Source organism: Pantoea sp. GW821-FHT03E06 (genome assembly GCF_059420725.1).
Genome location: NZ_JBWKUG010000001.1, coordinates 1016186 through 1035803 on the forward strand (window position 1 = coordinate 1016186; position 19618 = coordinate 1035803).

Consider the following 19618-nt stretch of genomic DNA (forward strand, 5'->3'; position numbering starts at 1 on the left):
GTTTACCGGCCTTTTTCTCATTGAGACCTGACTTATGTCTTGTGGTGAATTCGAACTGATCGCACGTTACTTTAACCGCGTCACCAGCTCCCGCCGCGATGTGGAGAAAGGAATTGGTGATGACTGCGCGTTACTCAACGTGCCAGAAAAACAGACCCTCGCCATCAGTACCGACACGCTGGTGGCGGGCGTCCACTTCTTACGTGACATCCATCCTGCCGATCTCGGCTACAAAGCCGTTGCCGTCAACCTCAGCGATTTAGCCGCCATGGGCGCCGATCCTGCCTGGCTAACGCTGGCGTTAACGCTGCCCGAGATCGATGAAAGTTGGGTGGCTGCCTTTAGCGATAGCCTGTTTGAGCTGCTGGATTATTACGATATGCAGCTGATTGGCGGTGATACCACGCGCGGCCCGCTGAGCATGACGCTCGGCATTCATGGCCTGGTGCCGGTGGGCAGGGCACTGAAACGCTCTGGTGCCAAGCCAGGCGACTGGATCTTCGTCACCGGTACGCTGGGCGATAGCGCTGCTGGTTTATCGCTGCTACAGCATCGCCATCGCCTGAACGATCCTGCGGTGCACGAAGCGTTGATTAAGCGCCATCTGCGTCCGATGCCGCGCGTACTGCAAGGGCAGGCGCTGCGCGGTTTGGCGACCTCGGCGATCGATATTTCAGACGGTTTGATTGCCGATCTCGGGCATGTGCTGACCGCCAGCCGCGTGGGTGCGCGCCTTAATCTTGACGCGTTACCGCTTTCTCCGGCGCTGCGCGACCACTTCGAACCTGAGCTGGTGCTGCAATGGGCGCTGAGCGGTGGCGAAGATTACGAGCTGTGCTTTACCGTGCCCGAAGTTAACCGTGGCGCGCTTGACGTGGCGCTCGGTCATTTTGGCGTGCCTTATACCTGCATTGGCCAAATTGCTCCGGAATCAGAAGGGCTGAACCTGCTGGAGAACGGTAAGCCGCGCAGCGTCAATCTAAAAGGATTTGATCACTTTGCTAGCAAGTAAAGATGTTGCTAAAAGTCGCCTGCGCTTGCGCAATCCCTGGCATCTGCTGGCAACGGGGTTTGGCAGCGGGTTAAGTCCGTCAATGCCGGGCACCGTTGGCTCGGTTGCCGCCATCCCTTTCTGGTGGCTGCTGACCTTCCTGCCGTTCCAGATCTATACGCTGGTGCTGTTAGTGGGGATCAGCGTCGGCGTCTATCTGTGTCACCGCACCGCCAAAGATATGGGCGTGCACGATCATGGCAGCATCGTCTGGGATGAGTTCATTGGCATGTGGATTACGCTGATGGCAATTCCGGCCATGAGCTGGCAATGGGTGGTGGCGGGATTTGTGATTTTCCGCATTTTCGATATCTGGAAACCCTGGCCAATTCGCTGGTTCGATCAGAATGTGCATGGCGGCATGGGAATTATGGTCGACGACATTATTGCTGGCGTGATTTCTGCGGTAATTTTGTACGGGCTGGGATTGGCCTTTTAGCCGAAAACCGCATCCTCTCCCGCTGGCGGGAGAGGATGCGGGACATCACTCAAATCCGACGGTCGGATGCGGTTGATACACCGTTTCCAGCTCTGCAATTTCATTCGTACTCAACTCTACATCGACGGCCTTCACCAGCTCAGCAAACTGCTGCTCGCGCGAGGCGCCAATGATCGGCGCGGTGACGGCAGGTTTATGTAGCAGCCATGCCAGCGCCACCTGCGCGCGCGTCACGCCTTTATCCGCAGCAACGTTAGCCAGCCGTTCGGCGATCGCTGCATCGTTCTCTTCGGTGCCGGTATACAGCTTTTCCATCACATTGTCTGATACGGAGCGGGCGGTGGTTTCGCCCCACGGACGCGTGAGTTTACCGCGTGCCAGCGGGCTCCACGGCAGCACGGCAATCCCCTCACGCTGACACAGCGGATGCATGTCATTCTCTTCTTCACGCTGAATCAGGTTGTACTGATCCTGCATGCTGACAAAGCGTGCCCAGTTGTTTTGCTTCTGTAGTTCCAGCGCCTGAGCAAACTGTGATGCATGCATCGACGAGGCGCCGATATAGCGCGCCTTGCCCGATTTCACTACCTCATGCAGTGCTTCCAGCGTCTCTTCAATTGGCGTGTTGTAATCCCAGCGGTGAATCTGCAGCAGGTCGACATACTCCATGCCGAGGCGTGTCAGGCTGTCGTCAATCGATTGCAGGATGTTTTGGCGCGACAACCCCTGTGACAAATTGCTCAGCGGGAAATAGACTTTGGTGGCGACCACCACCTGATCGCGGCGGGCAAATTCTTTCAGCGCGCGGCCCACGATCTCTTCGCTGCTGCCATCGGAATAGCTGTTGGCGGTATCGAAGAAGTTAATGCCAGCCTCCAGCGCTTGTTTGATCAGCGGTCGGCTGCTCTCTTCCGGCAGCGTCCAGGCGTGATTACCGCGCGTGGGATCGCCGAACGTCATACAGCCTAAACAGAGACGCGAAACCTGTAAGTCGGTTTGGCCTAAGGGAATAGTTTTCATGTGGGCTCCTGCTCTTATGCTTGAGGTAAATCGTTCCCTAAGCATAGCAGCAGGCTCGCTCACCGGGCGGTGAGCGAGGAGGACTGAAGATTATTGGGCGAGCCAGTCAGCGATTTGTTGCTGAATACCGGCGGCATCCAGTTGGTAATCCTGGCGTACTTCTTCCTGCGTGCCCTGTGGAATGAACTCATCCGGCAGGCCGAGGTTGAGTACCGGTACGCGCAGGCGTTTCGCCATCACGTATTCGTTAACGCCGCTGCCGGCGCCGCCTTTGATCGCCCCTTCTTCCAGCGTAATCAGCGCGTCGTGGCTGGCAGCCAGTTCGGCAATTAACGCTTCATCCAGCGGCTTCACAAAACGCATATCCACCAGCGTGGCATTCAGCGCTTCCGCCGCCGCCGCTGCTTCTGGCAGCAAGGTGCCGAAATTGAGGATGGCCAGTTTCTCGCCACGACGCTTCACAATGCCTTTGCCCAGCGGCAAACTTGCCAGCGGTTCCAGCACTGCACCGGTGCCGGTGCCGCGTGGATAGCGCACTGCGCTCGGGCCATTTTGATAGTGATAACCCGTATAGAGCATCAACCGGCATTCGTTTTCGTCGCTTGGCGTCATGATCACCATTTCTGGCACACAGCGCAAAAAGGCGATATCAAACGCGCCCTGATGGGTTTGGCCATCGGCACCGACAATGCCGCCGCGATCGATAGCAAACAGTACCGGCAGTTTCTGGATCGCAACATCGTGGATCAGCTGATCGTAGGCGCGCTGCAGGAAGGTCGAGTAGATCGCCACAATCGGCTTATAACCACCAATCGCCATGCCCGCCGCGAACGTTACCGCATGCTGTTCAGCAATCGCCACATCAAAATATTGCTGCGGATAGTCGCGGGAATAACTCACCATGCCCGAACCTTCGCGCATCGCTGGCGTAACGGCCATCAAACGCGGATCGTCAGCGGCCATTTCACTCAGCCAGTTGCCGAAGATCTTCGAATAGCTTGGCAGGCCCGGTACGCTTTTTGGCAGCGACAGGCTAGCGGGATCGAACTTCGGTACCGCGTGCCAGGCGATCGGATCCTGTTCCGCCGGAGCATAACCTTTGCCCTTTTTGGTCATGATGTGCAGGAACTGCGGGCCTTTCAGATCGCGCATGTTCTTCAGCGTACTCACCAGCGTCAGCACGTCGTGACCATCCACCGGTCCGATGTAGTTGAAGCCCAGCTCTTCAAACAGCGTGCCCGGCACCACCATACCTTTCAGGTGCTCTTCGGTGCGTTTCACCAGCTCTTTGATCGGCGGTAATCCGCCCAGCACACGCTTGCCGCCTTCGCGCAGGCGAGAATAGGTTTTGCCAGAGAGAATCTGTGCTAGCCGATTGTTGAGCGCACCGACGTTCTCAGAGATCGACATTTCGTTGTCGTTGAGGATCACCAACATATCCGGCTTGATATCACCGGCGTGGTTCATGGCTTCAAACGCCATACCCGCGGTGATCGCGCCATCACCGATGATGCAGGCGGTGCGGCGACCTTTGCCTTCACGCTCGGCGGCAACCGCCATGCCGAGACCGGCGCTGATCGAAGTTGAAGAGTGGCCGACGCTCAGCACGTCGTATTCACTCTCACCGCGCCACGGGAAGGGATGCAGGCCATTTTTCTGGCGGATGGTGCCGATGCGATCGCGGCGTCCGGTCAGAATCTTGTGTGGATAAGCCTGATGGCCCACGTCCCACACCAGATGGTCAAATGGGGTGTTATAAACATAATGCAGCGCCACGGTTAGTTCGACGACGCCCAGACCCGAGGCAAAGTGACCGGAAGAACGGCTTACGCTGTCCAGCAGATACTGACGCAGTTCGTCACACAGCTCCGGAAGTTTTTCTTTCGGTAATAAACGTAATTCCTGAACCGTGTTTGCTAACGCCAGTGTCGGGTATTTTGCAATATCAAAACTCATCAGAGACTCATTATGAAAGTTATTTATCGCGTTCAATTATGAAGCTTGCCAGCGCTTGTAAGGCGATTGTGTTATAAGACTGTGCCGCCAGAATATCGAGCGCGCCGAGCGCTTCTTGATAGAGGTCCCAGGCTTTACTGCGGGCATTTTCTAATCCCATCAGCACCGGATAGGTGCTTTTACCTAACGCCTGATCCGAGCCCTGCGTTTTCCCTAACACGGCAGTGTCACCAACAACATCAAGGATGTCGTCCTGCACCTGAAACGCCAGTCCGATGGCGTTGGCATAGATATCCAGTACCGGTAATGCGGCGCGGCCACGTTCTCCGGCGGCTAATGCGCCAAGACGCACCGCTGCGCGAATTAACGCGCCGGTTTTATGACGATGAATCTGCTCAAGCTGTGCCAGATCGATACGTTTGCCTTCTGCCGCTAAATCCAGTGCCTGACCGCCGCACATGCCCGCAACGCCGCTGGCCTGTGCCAGTTCAGAAATCATCGCAATACGCGCTTCGGCGTTAACGCCAGGCATCGGCTCGTCGGCCAGAATCGAAAATGCCAGAGTTTGCAAAGCATCGCCGGCGAGAATCGCCGTGTCTTCACCATATTTAATATGGCAGGTTGGCTGCCCGCGGCGTAACGCATCGTCATCCATCGCCGGCAGATCGTCATGAATCAGGGAATATGCATGAATACATTCAACGGCAGCAGCCGGCACATCCAGGCTGGCCGCGTCGGCCTTTAGCATTTCGCCTGTCGCGTACACCAGAAAGGGGCGCAGACGCTTACCGCCTAATAATGCCCCATATTCCATGGCATTCACCAGAGGAGAACTCTGAAAAGGAAGTGGATCTATTAAGCGCGTCAACGCCTGATTAACGCGTTGATGGTACGCGCTCAGCAGTTTGGCGAAATCCATTACTCATTTTCCGGGGTAAAAGGGGTGAGGGCGGCATCTTTCTCGTCGCTAAGCAGGATTTGCACCCGCTGCTCTGCCTGTTGCAGGGTTTGCTGACCGGTACGTGCCAATTGTACGCCGCGTTCGAATTCATTCAGCGCCTGTTCCAGCGGCAGCTCGCCACTTTCCAGGCGGCTGACAATCTGTTCCAGCTGCTGCAATGCGCTTTCAAAACTGGCTGGCGCTTCGGCTTTTTTCGGCATATTCAGTGTCGACTCACAGGTTAGGACATTATCTTGCAATCGGTCATGGTAGCCGACGAGGATTAATTAGCAAAATAATGAATGTGACTGCGGTAGCAGAAGCAGTCACCCCTCAAAGGTGATATACTTTTGCGCCTCGGATGCGGGGGCTCCTGAATCAACCCGCAATTACATGATTTTAACAGCTAAGTGCCGATGCTTTTAGCACTTATTTGCCCAAACGAACCCCTGTCGCCATGAAGTTTATCATCAAGCTGTTCCCAGAAATCACCATCAAAAGTCAGTCGGTGCGTCTGCGCTTTATCAAAATCCTCACCAGCAGCATTCGTAATATCCTGCGTACCGTCGATGAAGAGATCAAGGTCGTGCGTCATTGGGACCACGTTGAAGTGCGTTCCAAAAATGAAGCGCTGCGTGAAACCATCGTCACTGAACTGACGCGCATTCCCGGCATTCATCACGTGCTGGCGGTGGAAGATCGCGCGTATAGCGATATGCACGATATCTTCGAGCAGACGATGGCGTTGAACCGCGAGCGTCTGGAAGGCAAAAGTTTCTGCGTGCGCGTAAAGCGTCGCGGAACCCACAGCTTCAGCTCGCAGGACGTTGAGCGCTACGTTGGTGGCGGCCTCAATCAGCACATCGCCAGCGCGCGCGTGCAGCTCAATCGCCCGGATGAAACGGTGAACCTGGAGATCGAAGACGATCGCCTGCTACTGATCACCGCACGCTATGAAGGTTTGGGCGGTTTCCCGATTGGTACCCAGGAAGATGTGCTGTCGCTGATTTCCGGTGGTTTCGATTCCGGCGTTTCCAGCTACATGCTGATGCGTCGCGGTTGCCGCGTGCATTACTGCTTCTTTAACCTTGGCGGCGCGGCGCATGAGATTGGCGTTCGTCAGGTCGCGCATTATCTGTGGCAGCGCTTCGGTCGTTCGCACCGCGTACGTTTTGTGGCGATCAATTTCGAACCCGTGGTGGGTGAGATTCTGGATAAAGTTGACGACGGTCAGATGGGCGTGGTGCTGAAACGTATGATGGTGCGTGCGGCGTCAATGGTGGCGGAACGTTACGGCGTGCAAGCACTGGTGACCGGTGAAGCGCTGGGCCAGGTGTCCAGCCAGACGCTGACCAATCTGCGCTTGATTGATAACGCATCTGATACACTGATACTGCGTCCGCTGATTTCCCACGACAAAGAGCACATCATCGATGTGGCGCGAAAAATTGGCACCGAAGATTTTGCCCGCACCATGCCGGAATATTGCGGTGTGATTTCGAAAAGCCCAACTGTGAAGGCGGTGAAGGCGAAGATCGAAGCGGAAGAGCTGAATTTCGATTTCGAGATCCTCAATCGCGTGGTGCAGGAAGCCAACAACGTCGATATCCGTGAAATCGCCGAACAAACCGAAGAAGAAGTGGTGGAAGTGGAAACCGTCGACTCCTTCACCAGCAACGATGTGGTGCTGGATATTCGTTCGGCGGATGAGCAGGATGCGAAGCCGCTGATCGTTGAAGGCGTTGAGGTCAAACCTTTGGCGTTCTACAAACTCAGCACCCAATTCGGCGATCTGGACCAGAGCAAAACCTGGCTGCTGTATTGCGATCGCGGTGTGATGAGTCGCCTGCAGGCGCTCTATCTGCACGAACAGGGGTTCAAAAACGTGAAGGTCTATCGCCCTTAAAGTCTGCTGACGTTTGTCGCAGCGGCGCCATTTTGGGCGTAATGCTCGTCAGTTAAGCGTGAATCGGTCACCATTCATGGTGACCTTACGTGGATATTGCCGGGTCTTCGTAGGGTGCGCATTCATGCGCACTTGCTTAAAGAGGCATTTTTTTACTTGAGTGAGCAGCATTACGCCATTTAGGGTGCCCCCTGCAAATTAACGCTCTTCAAATTCCTGATAATTATAAATTCCTGCCGCCAGCACCAGCTGCGAAGCCACTTCGCGTGCTTTCTCTTTATCTACCAGCAAATCAATCAGCTTCAAGGCAAAATCCATTGCGGTGCCTGGCCCCTGGCTGGTGAGTAGATTAACGCGCGGATCCCACACCACACGACGCTCCATCCATTTATTGTCTGGAATGGTGTCGCGTAAGCCGGGGAAACCGGTCATATTGCCGACCGGGAAAAGATCGTGTGGCACCAAAACCGTACCCGGCGCGGCACAGATCGCCGCCACAATTTTGCCTGAAACATGGAACTGGCGCACGGTCTCCACCAACAGCGGACTGTCGCGGAAGGTTTCGGCACCTTTTAGGCCACCGGGCAGCACTATCGCGTCGTATTCATTATCGGCCACTTCAACCAGTGGTGCATCCGCCAGTAAGCGGACGCCGCGTGAACAGACAATTTCACGGGTGCCATCGCTCTCCACGCTAGCGGTGGTGACGCTTAATCCGCCACGCACCAGCAAATCGATAGTGGTGACCGCTTCGGTCTCTTCACTGCCATGTGCCAGGCAAACCAGAACCGATGCGTTCGCGCTCATAGTGGGACTCCTTACGTTTAATCAGATCGTACAGACGGGTGTTTTCTGGCAGCGAAATCCCTTGCGCCCGGGCGCGGCGTAACAGGTAGCCAGTGATGTAATCAATTTCAGTCAGACGCTGTGCCCGCACATCCTGCAGCATGGATGAGACATTCGCGGCGGTGCTATCAATCACGTCATAGATAATGTCGCGCAGATTATCCACGGCGATATGCTGGCCTTCGCGCTCCATAACCCACGCGATTTCTTCACATAAGGTTGCGATTTGCTGTGGCCAAGCACGCAACGCGCCGTTCTGACAATTGTGCTCCACGGTAAGCGGATTGATGACGCAGTTGATCGCCAGCTTACGCCAGCTGGCTGCAGCGATATTGTCATGCCAGGCCACATCTGGCAGGGCCTGATGCAGAATATCGGCGATATCGCTCAGCGCGGCACTTTCCCGGCTGACGGGGCCAATATGGGTAATGCCCTGAGCGATATGTTTGATGACCGTTCCATCACGCATGGCGGCATGCGTTGTGATCCCCCGCAGCAGCGGCTGACGCAGATCTTTCAACTCGTCCAGCGTCCCCATGCCGTTATGCAGCAGCAGAACCGGTGTATGTGCGGGCAGCACGCTTTGCAGGTTTTTCACGGCCGGAGAGACTTGCGGTGCTTTGAGCGTTACCAGCAACAGCTGGCTTTCAGCGAGGAATAGCGGATCGTTGGCAATAAAAGTTTGATTACTTACGTGACCCTGTAGATCAACCACATTCACCGAGCAGTACGGCTGCGGCACACGTAACCAACCCTGGACCTCATGTCCCTGGCGGGCGAGAGCCGCGAGCCAAATCTGACCCAGAGCGCCGCACCCTAGCACGGTAATTTTCATTTTTCCTCCCGTGGGTGGGTTCCTGTTTGCACGTCATCGGTAAGTATAGCTTTCCGCGTATCGTGTTTTATTAGCGCCTCAAGACGCGTATTATGCATGTCACTTTAGTATCAGGAGAAGAAAAGATGCCATCTTTCGATATCGTTTCCGAAGTCGAATTGCCGGAAGTGCGAAATGCCGTGGAGAATGCGAGCCGCGAGATCTCAACCCGTTTCGATTTCCGTAACGTGAGTGCAACCATTGAGCTCAACGAAAAGAATGAGACCATCAAAATCAGCAGCGAATCTGATTTCCAGGTAAAACAGCTGGTGGATATTCTGCGCGAAAAGCTGCTGAAGCGTGGCATTGAAGGCGCGGCGATTGACGTGCCAGAAGAGATTGTGCACAGCGGTAAAAGCTGGTCTGTTGAAGCCAAGCTGAAAAAAGGCATCGAAAGTGATGTGGCTAAAAAGCTGGTAAAACTGATCAAAGACAGCAAGCTGAAAGTGCAAACGCAGATTCAGGGTGAAGAGCTGCGCGTAACCGGCAAGTCACGTGACGACCTGCAAGGTGCGATGGCGCTGGTGCGCGGTGGCAACCTTGGTCAACCTTTCCAGTTTAAAAACTTCCGCGACTAATCGCGTTTATCGCGCGCAGCACGGCGATAGATTGTGCTGCGCGCAACGCCTAATGCCTCTGCTGCTTTGCTGATGTTGCCATTGAAACGCTGTAGCGTTTCGTTAATCAGCCGCTCATCATGACTCTGCCGATTTTCCTGAGAAGGCCTCGTCGCGCGACGATATTCCGCAGGTAAATGTACGTCTGTCACTTCCTCACCTTCATCCGCCAGCGCTAAGAGTACGCGTAGCAAGCTGCGTAGTTGTCGCACATTACCTGGCCACGGGAGCTGAGCCAGAGAAGTTAGCAGCGCAGGCGAGAGCTGAATATCGCGCTCGCCACCGCCTAACTCCAGCCATAAACGGCTGATAAATCCTTCCACATCTGGCCAGTCGCGCAGGGGTGGAATGGTCATAGAAAACTCCTGCAGCCGATAGAGCAAATCTTCCCGGAATTCCCCAGCGGCAACACGTGAGGCTAAATCACGGTGCGTGGCGCAGATGACGGCAAAATTCACCGGCCAGCTGCGACTGGACCCGAGCGGTGCCACTTCTTTCTCCTGCAACACGCGCAGTAAACGTGTTTGCAGCGCCAGCGGCATATCGCCAATCTCATCAAGAAACAGCACGCCGCCGTCCGCCTCACGGATCTTACCGATGTAGCCCTGTTTGCTGGCACCGGTAAAGGCACCGGGCTGATAGCCAAACAGTTCAGATTCGATTAGCGCTTCGGGAATCGCTGCGCAGTTGATGGCGACAAATTTACCGGCCTGCCAGCGACTCTGCTGATGCAACGCCCGGCTCACGTACTCTTTGCCACTGCCGGTTTCGCCGTGAATACACAGCGATACGCCAGCATTGAGTAGCCGCACCATTTTTTCGCCATCGCGACGCAGGGAGAAAGGTAAATCACGGGTGGATTCACTCGGTATAGCGAAATGGTTGCGATGCGGAGCGCGCAGGCGGAAATAGTAGCGCTGCGTGGCGTACTCGAGCGGAGCGGGAACGGTGTTGTCTTGTTGCTGCTGTTGTGGAAACAGCTGCTGGAAAGTCAGGGTGCCCAGCTGCTCCGCACTCAGCGCCAGCTCACGCATCGCCAGTCGATTAGCGGCAGTTAACACGTTGTCGGAGAACACCAGCAGCAGTTCATCGCGAGTATCAATACCCTGCGGCTGACAATGCAAACTCATCAACCACTGCTGTGGATGCAGGCTTTGCTTCACCCAGAGGTATTCAATCTGTTTAGCGGCTGCTTTCACCCAACTAAAGGTTTGCGGATGTGGGAAGTGGGCAGGACCGGAAATGTCCAGCACGCCAGCAATCTGACCATTTGGCATTTGTAGCGGCATCGCTGCGCAGTACAGGCCTTGATTGAGCGTAAGGAAATGTTGATGGCCGGCGATTTCACAGCCGTCATCAATCGCCAAAGCGGTACCAATCGCATTGGTGCCGCGGCCGCATTCACTCCATAAATTGCCGGGCGCGAGCGCATAACGCTGGGCTTTCTCCATTGAAGGCATGTCGCCAAAGGTATTAAGCACCATACCGGTGGCATCCGACAGGATCAGCACTGACTGCTTTTCAGCCAGTTTCTGCGCCAGCTGCTTGATGACCGGCTGAGCAAACTGCTGAAGCCCGGCGTTACTGGCGAGTAAATCTGCCAGTTCACCCTGGCGAACGCGCGGAAAATCATCGGCGGTGCGGTCGAGGCCATACAGCTGGCTACGGAACCAGGAGTCGCTTAACAGCGGATTGCCGTTAGCGGCAGACGCGGATGGATTTCCCTGCATTGTTGACCTCGTGTGCTGATAAATGTGTTGCAGCATTGTAGCGGTTCAGTTTCCGTACTGTTGCGATACGCAACACAGATGACGAACTTTGCTGCGTTAATACCCATTATAAGAATGCTTATTTTTTATTAATTTCTTGAATTAAATCGTTTTTATTTCATTTTTCGCCAATTGGGAAAAGCTGGCACGCGCGCTGCAATAGCTTACGCGACGGCGATTGACTCAATGAGAAGCCACAGGGCTGACGCTGTCCGTTCAGATTATCTGACCCTACATTAAGGAGTTTGCGATGCGTTATGCACATCCCGGTACGACCGGCGCTTTGGTTTCCTTTCAAGCGACGTACGGCAACTATATTGCGGGCAAATTCGTCGAGCCGCTGAGCGGCCAATACTTTACTAACACCTCACCGGTGACTGGCGGCGATATCGCACAGTTTCCTCGCTCGGATGCACGCGACATCGATTTAGCACTGGATGCCGCTCATCAGGCAGCGGAAGCCTGGGGGAAAACCAGCGTCCAGCACCGCGCCAACATCCTGTTGCAGGTGGCGGATCGCATTGAGGCGAATCTCGAGAAACTGGCGGTAGCGGAGAGTTGGGATAACGGTAAACCGATTCGTGAAACCCTGAATGCCGACCTACCGCTGGCGGTGGATCACTTCCGCTATTTTGCCGGTTGCTTGCGCGCACAGGAGGGCAGCACCGCAGAAATCGATGAAACGACCGTGGCGTATCACTTCCATGAACCGCTGGGCGTGGTGGGACAAATTATCCCGTGGAACTTTCCGCTATTAATGGCGGCGTGGAAACTTGCGCCGGCGTTGGCTGCGGGGAATTGTGTGGTGTTAAAACCGGCGGAACAAACGCCGCTGGGTATTACGCTGCTGATGGAAGTGATTGGCGATCTGTTCCCGGCGGGCGTGCTAAATGTGGTGCAGGGTTTTGGCCGCGAAGCCGGTGAGGCGCTGGCGACCAGCAAGCGTATCGCCAAAATTGCCTTTACGGGTTCTACGCCGGTAGGTCGTCACATCATGGCGTGTGCTGCGGAAAACATCATTCCCTGTACCGTCGAGCTGGGTGGCAAATCACCGAACATCTATTTCGCTGATGTCATGGACGGCGAGGACGATTTTATTGAAAAGGCGGTGGAAGGTTTGGTGCTCGGCTTCTTCAATCAGGGCGAAGTCTGTACTTGCCCGTCGCGCGCGTTGATTCATGAATCGATCTATCAAGCCTTCATGGATCGCGTGATGGCGAAGGTGGCAAATATCCGCCGAGGTGATCCGTTGGATACCGACACCATGATTGGCGCGCAGGCTTCGCGTCAGCAATTCGACAAAATCCTGTCTTATATCAACATCGCACGCGACGAAGGTGGGCAGATTCTGACGGGGGGCGATCGTGCAAACGTCGCTGCTGAGCTGAATAACGGATTTTATATTCAGCCTACCTTAATCAAAGGAACCAACCAGATGCGCTGTTTCCAGGAGGAGATTTTTGGGCCGGTGATTGGCGTCACCACCTTTAAGGATGAGGCAGAAGCGCTCGCCATCGCCAACGAAACGCAGTTTGGTCTCGGCGCTGGCGTATGGACACGCGATACCAATCTGGCGTATCGCATGGGACGCGGTATTAAAGCTGGGCGCGTCTGGACCAACTGCTATCACATCTATCCCGCTCACGCGGCATTCGGCGGCTATAAGCAATCGGGTGTGGGTCGTGAGACGCACAAGATGGCGCTGAGCGCCTATCAACAAACCAAAAATCTGCTGGTCAGCTATGGCACCGCGCCTTTGGGTCTGTTCTGAGTCCGCATCCGATCAAATGGAGAGTGAAAGATGAATATGCAAATCAAAACCACCATGAAAGCCGCCGTTGTAAAGTCTTTTGGTGAACCGTTAGTGATTGAGCAGGTACCGGTGCCGCAGGTTGGACCGGGGCAGATTTTGGTGAAGATCGCGGCAACCGGCGTGTGCCATACCGATTTACATGCGGCGGAAGGAGACTGGCCAATCAAGCCCAATCCGCCGTTTATTCCCGGTCACGAAGGGGTAGGGCAGGTTGTGGCGCTAGGGGAAGGGGTTAAACATCTGAAGATGGGCGATCGCGTAGGTGTGCCGTGGCTCTATTCGGCATGCGGTCACTGTGAACACTGTCTGGATAGCTGGGAAACACTGTGTCTGTCGCAAAAAAATGCCGGTTATTCAGTAAACGGTAGCTTCGCAGAATATTGCCTCGCCGATGCCAACTATGTTGGCATCATTCCGGATAACGTTGATTACAATGAAATTGCGCCGATCCTCTGCGCGGGGGTCACCGTCTACAAAGGCCTGAAGATGACTGACACCAAGCCTGGCGATTGGGTGGTGATTTCTGGTATCGGTGGATTGGGGCATATGGCGGTTCAGTATGCGGTGGCGATGGGGCTCAACGTGGCGGCGGTAGACATCGACGACGAGAAGCTCGAGTTTGCGAAACGCCTTGGTGCCAGCGTGGTGGCCAATGCGAAAAATGTCGATCCGGCGAAGGTGTTCCAGGAGAGTTTCGGTGGGGCGCACGGCGTACTGGTCACTGCGGTTTCACCAAAAGCCTTCGAGCAGGCGATTGGCACGCTGCGTCGCGGCGGCACCATGGTGCTAAATGGTTTACCACCGGGCAAATTCGATCTGTCGATCTTTAATATGGTGCTGGATGGCATCACGGTGCGCGGTTCTATCGTCGGTACGCGTAAAGATTTGCAGGAAGCATTAGATTTTGCCGGCCGTCACAAAGTGAAAGCCACCGTGGCGGTGGAACCGCTGACCAACATCAACGATATTTTTGCACGCATGCACGCCGGTAAGATTGAAGGGCGCATTGTGGTGGATATGTCGTTGTAATAAAAAGCCCGACGCTAGGGTCGGGCATGTTTTTTAGCAGCTGGCGAGCAGCGCTTCAAGTTCGACGCGGCTCGTCACTTTACTGTCGATCTTGATGTAAGCACTTTTCTCTTCCGGCACGATAAATACCGATGCTACGCCGGGCTGCGCTTTCAAACGTTTCTCAAGGTTTGGCACCGCCAACACCGCATCACTGAGCATGATGCGCAGGCTGCTGACGTAAGGTGGCTCCTGCATCGACATCGCCAAAAACAGCCACGCTGCTGCGACAATCGCACCCACCAGGAATACGGTTTGTGCATCTACGTGCCCAAAGATCCAACCGCCCATACTGCCGCCAATCGCCACACCAATGAACTGGCTGGTGGAGTAGATACCCATTGCGGTGCCTTTATAGCCCGCGGGCGACTCTTTACTGATCAAGGATGGCAGAATTGCTTCCATCAGATTGAAGGCGAGAAAGAATAGCTGCACGCCAATCACTAACGTCCAGAAGTGGCCCGCAGCGCCCCATAGCACGATCTCCGCGACGATAATGGTTGCTACGCAGCCGACAAACACGCGCTTCATGCGGCGCTTCACTTCGGCATAAATAATGAAAGGCACCACAGCGACAAAGGCGATCAGCATCGTGACCAAATAGACTTTCCAGTGTTCTGCCGCGGGCAAACCGGCCTGTTCAAACTGGCCTGGCAGCGCCACGAAACTCGACATCAGCAGAATGTGCAGGCAGAGGATACCGATATTCAGTTTTAACAATCTTGGATTGGCCAACACCGCGCGGATGCTGCCTTTTACCATACCCGATTCGCGATTGAGTACGTGGTTCGGCGCCGTTGGTACCACTAACAAGGTAATCACGATGCCGAGCGTGGCGAGGATGGCAATCATCCAGAACAGCGCGTGCAGGCCCAGCGCATGGGTGACAATCGGGCCGACCACCATCGCAATAGCAAAGGTAACGCCAAAACTGATACCGATGAACGCCATGGCTTTGGTGCGGTTCTGTTCGCGAGTTAAATCTGACAGCAGCGCCATTACCGCAGCGGCGATCGCGCCGGAGCCTTGCAAGGCGCGGCCTAAAATCACGCCCCAGATGGAATCGGAAGTGGCGGCAATAACGCTACCAAAGACAAAGAGTAGCAGCCCGCCGACGATCAGCGGCTTACGGCCAACGCGATCGGAGAGGAGACCGAAGGGAATCTGGAAAACGGCTTGTGCTAAACCATAGATACCGATTGCGAGACCAATCAGCGTTTCACTGGCGCCCTGTAACGCCATGCCGTACGTGGTGAGTACTGGCAAGACCATAAACATTCCCAGCATGCGCAGGGAAAAAACGGTGCCTAAACCCCATGTAGCGCGAAGCTCTACTGGCGTCATTTTATTGTCGTTCATGTTTACCTCAAAATTATACTGTGCCCATTTTAGGCAGCAGGGCAGGGCGGGTAAAACATTTGTTCTTAAGCAGTGGTAACAAAAAGAAAGGGCGCGAAATTCGCGCCCTTTACTCCATTTGCGGTGCTGTATTACCAGACGTAAGTCAGCAGATCTTTTGACGCTGGCGTCATGAAATCAACCGACATCATCACGCTCAATGCGGTGATTGCGACAATTGAGAACACAAACAGTTTACGCGCCCAAACTTTATCGTTTGAGGTTTTGTAACCTGAGAGCGCCATGCCGAGCCACCACACGCTCACGGCTGCAGCCACCACCAGATATTTGTAGCCCGCGTAACCGCCAAGCGTCAGCATCAGCGTGGCAATCATGAACGCCAGGATATACAGCGTAATATGATTTTTTGCCACCGAGATGCCTTTCACTACCGGCAGCACCGGAATGTTGGCAGCCTGGTAATCTTTAAAGCGGAAGATGGCAATCGCATAGGAGTGCGGCATCTGCCACAGGCTAAAGATAGCCAGTAAAATCAACGCGCCAGCATCAAACTGGTTGGTCACCGCGCAGTAGCCAATCACTGGCGGCGCAGCGCCAGAGAGGCTACCAATCAGCGTGCCGTAGACCGAGTTACGCTTCATATAGAGGCTGTAAACGCCTACGTAAACCACGAAGCCCATCACCGCCAGCCACATGGCCAGCGGATTAGCGCCGAAATACAGCAACGCAAAGCCAGCAATACCCAATGCGGTTGCATAAACCAGGCTTACTTTCGCCGAGATCAGGCCTTTGACCAGAACACGGTTCCGCGTTCTCTCCATTTTGATGTCGATATCGCGGTCAATCACGTTGTTGAAAACACAACCTGATGCGACAACCAGCGATACGCCAACCAGTGAGGCGAGAAACAGGGTGTAATCAATGCTGCCTTTCGAAGCCAGCAGGAATCCACCGATCACAGAAATTAAATTGCCGAAAATAATTCCTGGTTTTGTTACTTGCAGGTATTGCTTAATCATTACGCGACTCTTTAGTGGGCCATCATGTTGTAGTTGAGGTTCCACATAATCCACAGTGAGCCTACAACAACAATCAAGATGATGAGTGCTGAGAAGACGATGGCCACCATGTTCCAGCCACCTTCTGATTTGCTGTCTAAGTGCAGGAAGTAGACCAGGTGAACCAGCACCTGAACCACCGCACACACCAGAACCACACCCAGAATGGTGCCGTGTGAAGCGCCGCCATCCATCACCATCCAGAACGGAATACCGGTCAGGATGATCGAGAGGACGAAGCCGATCATGTAAGACTTCACGCTACCGTGCGAAGCGCCATGTTCGTTAACAGAATGACTCATTACATGGCTCCCATCAGGTAGACAACGGTGAATACGCAGATCCACACCACATCCAGGAAGTGCCAGAACAGGCTGAGGCACATGATACGGGTGCGGTTGGTTGCAGTCAGACCACGTTTAGAAATCTGGAACATCATCACTGCCATCCAGATCAGACCAGAGGTCACGTGCAGACCGTGTGTGCCGACCAGCGTAAAGAACGCTGACAGGAAGCCGCTGCGGTCAGGACCGAAGCCTTCCTTGATCAGGTGATGGAATTCATAGATTTCCATCCCGATGAAGCCTGCACCGAACAGGAAGGTCAAGGCTAACCAGCTGATGACCGAGCCCTTGTTCTGGTTGTTCATCGCGATCACTGCCATGCCATAAGTAATGGAGCTGAGCAGCAGCAGCGCGGTTTCGACCAGAACGAACGGCAGTTCAAAGATGTCTTTACCTGCCGGGCCACCGGCAGTGTTATTGACCATAACTGCATAGGTCGCAAACAGGGTTGCGAAGATAATGCAGTCACTCATCAGGTAGATCCAGAAGCCAAAGACTTTATTGGCTCCTGCATCGTGATGCCCATGCTCCGCATGGGCGTCGTGGTGGTGTTTTGCAGTTTCAGTTGACATTATTTCAGACCTGCTTTGCTGATTTCGTCAAAGTGCTTCTTCTCGATCTGCTCGACTTCGGCAACCGGTACGTAGTAATCCACGTCTTCATCGAAGCTCTTCACAATCCAGGTCACGATAGTACCCAGGAAGGTGAGGCCAGCCAGCCACCAGATATGCCAGATCATTGCGAAACCGAAGACAGTCATCAGAGCCGCGATAACAACAGCTGCACCGCTGTTTTTCGGCATATGAATTTCTTCATATTTTTCTGGCTGCTTGTACGCTTCGCCTTTCTCTTTCATTTCCCAGAACGCATCACGCTCGTGAATCTGTGGGATAACGGCAAAGTTATAGAACGGCGGTGGTGAAGAAGTTGCCCACTCCAGCGTACGGCCACCCCACGGGTCACCGGTCAGATCGCGGTTCTGGTCACGGTCACGCACTGAAACGTAGAACTGGGTAATCTGGCACAGGATACCGCAAGCGATCAGCGCCGCACCGCCTGCTGCAACCACCAGCAGAGTGTGGAACTGAGGATCGATGTCCTGGCTGATACGACGCGTCATACCCATGAAGCCCAGCGCATACAGCGGCATGAATGCCACGAAGAAGCCGATGATCCAGAACCAGAACGCGCGGATACCCCATTTTTCATTCAGCGTGAAGCCAAATGCTTTCGGGAACCAGTAGGTCACGCCAGCCATACAACCGAACACCACACCACCGATAATCACGTTATGGAAGTGGGCAATCAGGAACAGGCTGTTGTGCAGAATGAAGTCTGCACCTGGAACCGCCAGCAGAACACCTGTCATACCACCAATAGAGAAGGTAACCAGGAAGCCGATGGTCCACAGCATCGCTGAGTGAAACTCAACGCGACCCTGATACATGGTGAACAGCCAGTTGAAGATTTTCACGCCGGTCGGGATGGCGATGATCATCGTCATGATACCGAAGAAGGCGTTTACGTTCGCGCCGGCACCCATGGTAAAGAAGTGGTGCAGCCAAACAATGAACGACAGTACGGTAATCGCGATGGTCGCCCACACCAGTGAGGTGTAACCGAACAGACGCTTTTTAGAGAAGGTTGCAGTGACTTCAGCGAAGACACCAAACACCGGCAGAACCAGGATGTACACTTCTGGGTGACCCCAGACCCAAATCAGGTTGACATACATCATCATGTTACCGCCCATTTCATTGGTGAAGAAATGGAAGCCGAGGTAACGGTCAAGTGTCAACAGAGCCAGCGTAACGGTCAGTACCGGGAACGCAGCGATGATCAGGACGTTAGTACACAGTGATGCCCAGGTGAATACCGGCATTTTGAACAGGTCCATGCCCGGCGCACGCATCTTCAGAATGGTAACGAAGAAGTTGATACCGGTCAGTGTGGTACCGATACCGGACAGCTGCAGACTCCAGATCCAGTAATCGACCCCGACGCCAGGACTGTACTCCGCACCCGAAAGCGGCGGATAAGCCAACCAGCCGGTCTGTGCAAACTCGCCCACACCCAGAGAGATGTTCACCAGGATCACACCGATCGCGGTAAACCAGAAGCTCAGGTTGTTCAGGAACGGGAAGGCAACGTCACGTGCACCGATTTGCAGCGGTACCGCGATGTTCATCAGACCTACCACGAAAGGCATCGCCACGAAGAAGATCATGATCACGCCATGCGCGGTGAAGATCTGGTCGTAGTGGTGCGGCGGTAGAATGCCAGCTTCCCCAGCGGAAGCCATCACTTGTTGGGTACGCATCATTACCGCATCGGCAAAGCCGCGCAGCAACATGACGAAGGCCATGATGATGTACATGATACCCAGTTTTTTGTGGTCGATGGAGGTGAACCATTCAGACCACAGGTACTGCCACTTACCAAAATAGGTAATCGCCGCAACCAGCGCCAGACCACCCAGAATGATAGCGGCAACCGTAACCACGATAATGGGTTCGTGGTATGGCACTGCATCCAGTGTTAATTTTCCGAACATCGTA

General features: G+C 54.5%; 18 protein-coding genes. 6 read left to right on the forward strand and 12 right to left on the reverse strand.

Annotation, left to right across the window (positions count from 1 at the left end):
- Window positions 1-34 precede the first annotated feature (34 nt).
- Both thiL and pgpA read left to right on the forward strand, forming a co-directional pair.
- Complete coding sequence (thiL, locus tag AC07WB_RS04615) at window positions 35-1012, forward strand: thiamine-phosphate kinase (RefSeq protein WP_097094732.1); 978 nt, start codon at window positions 35-37, stop codon at window positions 1010-1012.
- Window positions 999-1490 (forward strand): phosphatidylglycerophosphatase A, encoded by a 492-nt coding sequence (gene pgpA / locus AC07WB_RS04620; protein WP_097094731.1) that lies wholly within the window; start codon window positions 999-1001, stop codon window positions 1488-1490. Before thiL ends, pgpA begins: the two co-directional genes overlap by 14 nt.
- A gap of 45 nt (window positions 1491-1535) precedes the next feature.
- Here pgpA and AC07WB_RS04625 read toward each other — a convergent pair whose 3' ends face one another.
- The 4 genes from AC07WB_RS04625 to xseB all read right to left on the reverse strand — a co-directional run bounded on the left by AC07WB_RS04625 (window position 1536) and on the right by xseB (window position 5627).
- Entirely contained in the window at window positions 1536-2510 is a 975-nt protein-coding gene (locus AC07WB_RS04625; protein ID WP_494940107.1) for an aldo/keto reductase, read from the reverse strand.
- A gap of 90 nt (window positions 2511-2600) precedes the next feature.
- The gene (gene dxs, locus AC07WB_RS04630) at window positions 2601-4466 is read right to left on the reverse strand and encodes a 1-deoxy-D-xylulose-5-phosphate synthase (protein ID WP_097094729.1); all 1866 of its coding nucleotides are present in this window, start codon (window positions 4464-4466) and stop codon (window positions 2601-2603) included.
- A 19-nt stretch (window positions 4467-4485) separates the two neighbouring features.
- Window positions 4486-5385 (reverse strand): (2E,6E)-farnesyl diphosphate synthase, encoded by a 900-nt coding sequence (gene ispA, locus AC07WB_RS04635; protein ID WP_494940108.1) that lies wholly within the window; start codon window positions 5383-5385, stop codon window positions 4486-4488.
- Window positions 5385-5627 carry an exodeoxyribonuclease VII small subunit gene (gene xseB / locus AC07WB_RS04640; protein WP_097094727.1) on the reverse strand — a complete coding sequence of 81 codons (243 nt, stop codon included), beginning with the start codon at window positions 5625-5627 and terminating at the stop codon, window positions 5385-5387. Before xseB ends, ispA begins: the two co-directional genes overlap by 1 nt.
- A 236-nt stretch (window positions 5628-5863) precedes the next feature.
- On the opposite strand from xseB, the gene thiI reads away from it, so the two are divergent.
- Window positions 5864-7312 carry a tRNA uracil 4-sulfurtransferase ThiI gene (gene thiI / locus AC07WB_RS04645; protein WP_494940109.1) on the forward strand — a complete coding sequence of 483 codons (1449 nt, stop codon included), beginning with the start codon at window positions 5864-5866 and terminating at the stop codon, window positions 7310-7312.
- Between the two features lie 198 nt (window positions 7313-7510).
- On the opposite strand, the gene yajL is transcribed toward thiI, so the two are convergent.
- The gene (yajL, locus tag AC07WB_RS04650; RefSeq protein WP_097094725.1) at window positions 7511-8119 is read right to left on the reverse strand and encodes a protein deglycase YajL; all 609 of its coding nucleotides are present in this window, start codon (window positions 8117-8119) and stop codon (window positions 7511-7513) included.
- A complete protein-coding gene (panE, locus tag AC07WB_RS04655) occupies window positions 8073-8993 on the reverse strand; it encodes a 2-dehydropantoate 2-reductase (RefSeq protein WP_494940110.1) in 921 nt (306 codons plus the stop codon). The genes yajL and panE overlap by 47 nt, the downstream gene beginning before the upstream one ends.
- 125 nt (window positions 8994-9118) lie before the next feature.
- Between panE and AC07WB_RS04660 the strand changes: the two genes are divergently transcribed.
- Complete coding sequence (locus tag AC07WB_RS04660) at window positions 9119-9610, forward strand: YajQ family cyclic di-GMP-binding protein (protein ID WP_097094723.1); 492 nt, start codon at window positions 9119-9121, stop codon at window positions 9608-9610.
- Here AC07WB_RS04660 and AC07WB_RS04665 read toward each other — a convergent pair.
- The gene (locus AC07WB_RS04665; protein WP_345827159.1) at window positions 9607-11379 is read right to left on the reverse strand and encodes a sigma-54-dependent Fis family transcriptional regulator; all 1773 of its coding nucleotides are present in this window, start codon (window positions 11377-11379) and stop codon (window positions 9607-9609) included. The genes AC07WB_RS04660 and AC07WB_RS04665 overlap by 4 nt on opposite strands.
- Window positions 11380-11668: 289 nt before the next feature.
- Here AC07WB_RS04665 and exaC point away from each other — a divergent pair, with 289 nt between their 5' ends.
- Together exaC and adhP are read left to right on the forward strand one after the other, a co-directional pair.
- A complete protein-coding gene (exaC, locus tag AC07WB_RS04670) occupies window positions 11669-13189 on the forward strand; it encodes an acetaldehyde dehydrogenase ExaC (RefSeq protein ID WP_345827158.1) in 1521 nt (506 codons plus the stop codon).
- Window positions 13190-13225: 36 nt separating this feature from the next.
- Entirely contained in the window at window positions 13226-14260 is a 1035-nt protein-coding gene (gene adhP, locus AC07WB_RS04675) for an alcohol dehydrogenase AdhP (protein ID WP_494941052.1), read from the forward strand.
- A 33-nt stretch (window positions 14261-14293) separates the two neighbouring features.
- Here adhP and AC07WB_RS04680 read toward each other — a convergent pair whose 3' ends face one another.
- The 5 genes from AC07WB_RS04680 to cyoB all read right to left on the reverse strand — a co-directional run bounded on the left by AC07WB_RS04680 (window position 14294) and on the right by cyoB (window position 19614).
- Window positions 14294-15658: an MFS transporter gene (locus AC07WB_RS04680; RefSeq protein ID WP_494940111.1), complete on the reverse strand. Its 1365-nt coding sequence runs from the start codon at window positions 15656-15658 to the stop codon at window positions 14294-14296.
- A gap of 131 nt (window positions 15659-15789) precedes the next feature.
- Complete coding sequence (gene cyoE, locus AC07WB_RS04685) at window positions 15790-16677, reverse strand: heme o synthase (RefSeq protein ID WP_008103945.1); 888 nt, start codon at window positions 16675-16677, stop codon at window positions 15790-15792.
- A gap of 11 nt (window positions 16678-16688) precedes the next feature.
- Entirely contained in the window at window positions 16689-17018 is a 330-nt protein-coding gene (locus tag AC07WB_RS04690) for a cytochrome o ubiquinol oxidase subunit IV (RefSeq protein WP_007886986.1), read from the reverse strand.
- Complete coding sequence (locus AC07WB_RS04695) at window positions 17018-17632, reverse strand: cytochrome o ubiquinol oxidase subunit III (protein WP_007886985.1); 615 nt, start codon at window positions 17630-17632, stop codon at window positions 17018-17020. The genes AC07WB_RS04690 and AC07WB_RS04695 overlap by 1 nt, the downstream gene beginning before the upstream one ends.
- Entirely contained in the window at window positions 17632-19614 is a 1983-nt protein-coding gene (cyoB, locus tag AC07WB_RS04700; RefSeq protein ID WP_097094718.1) for a cytochrome o ubiquinol oxidase subunit I, read from the reverse strand. Before cyoB ends, AC07WB_RS04695 begins: the two co-directional genes overlap by 1 nt.
- Window positions 19615-19618 lie beyond the last annotated feature (4 nt).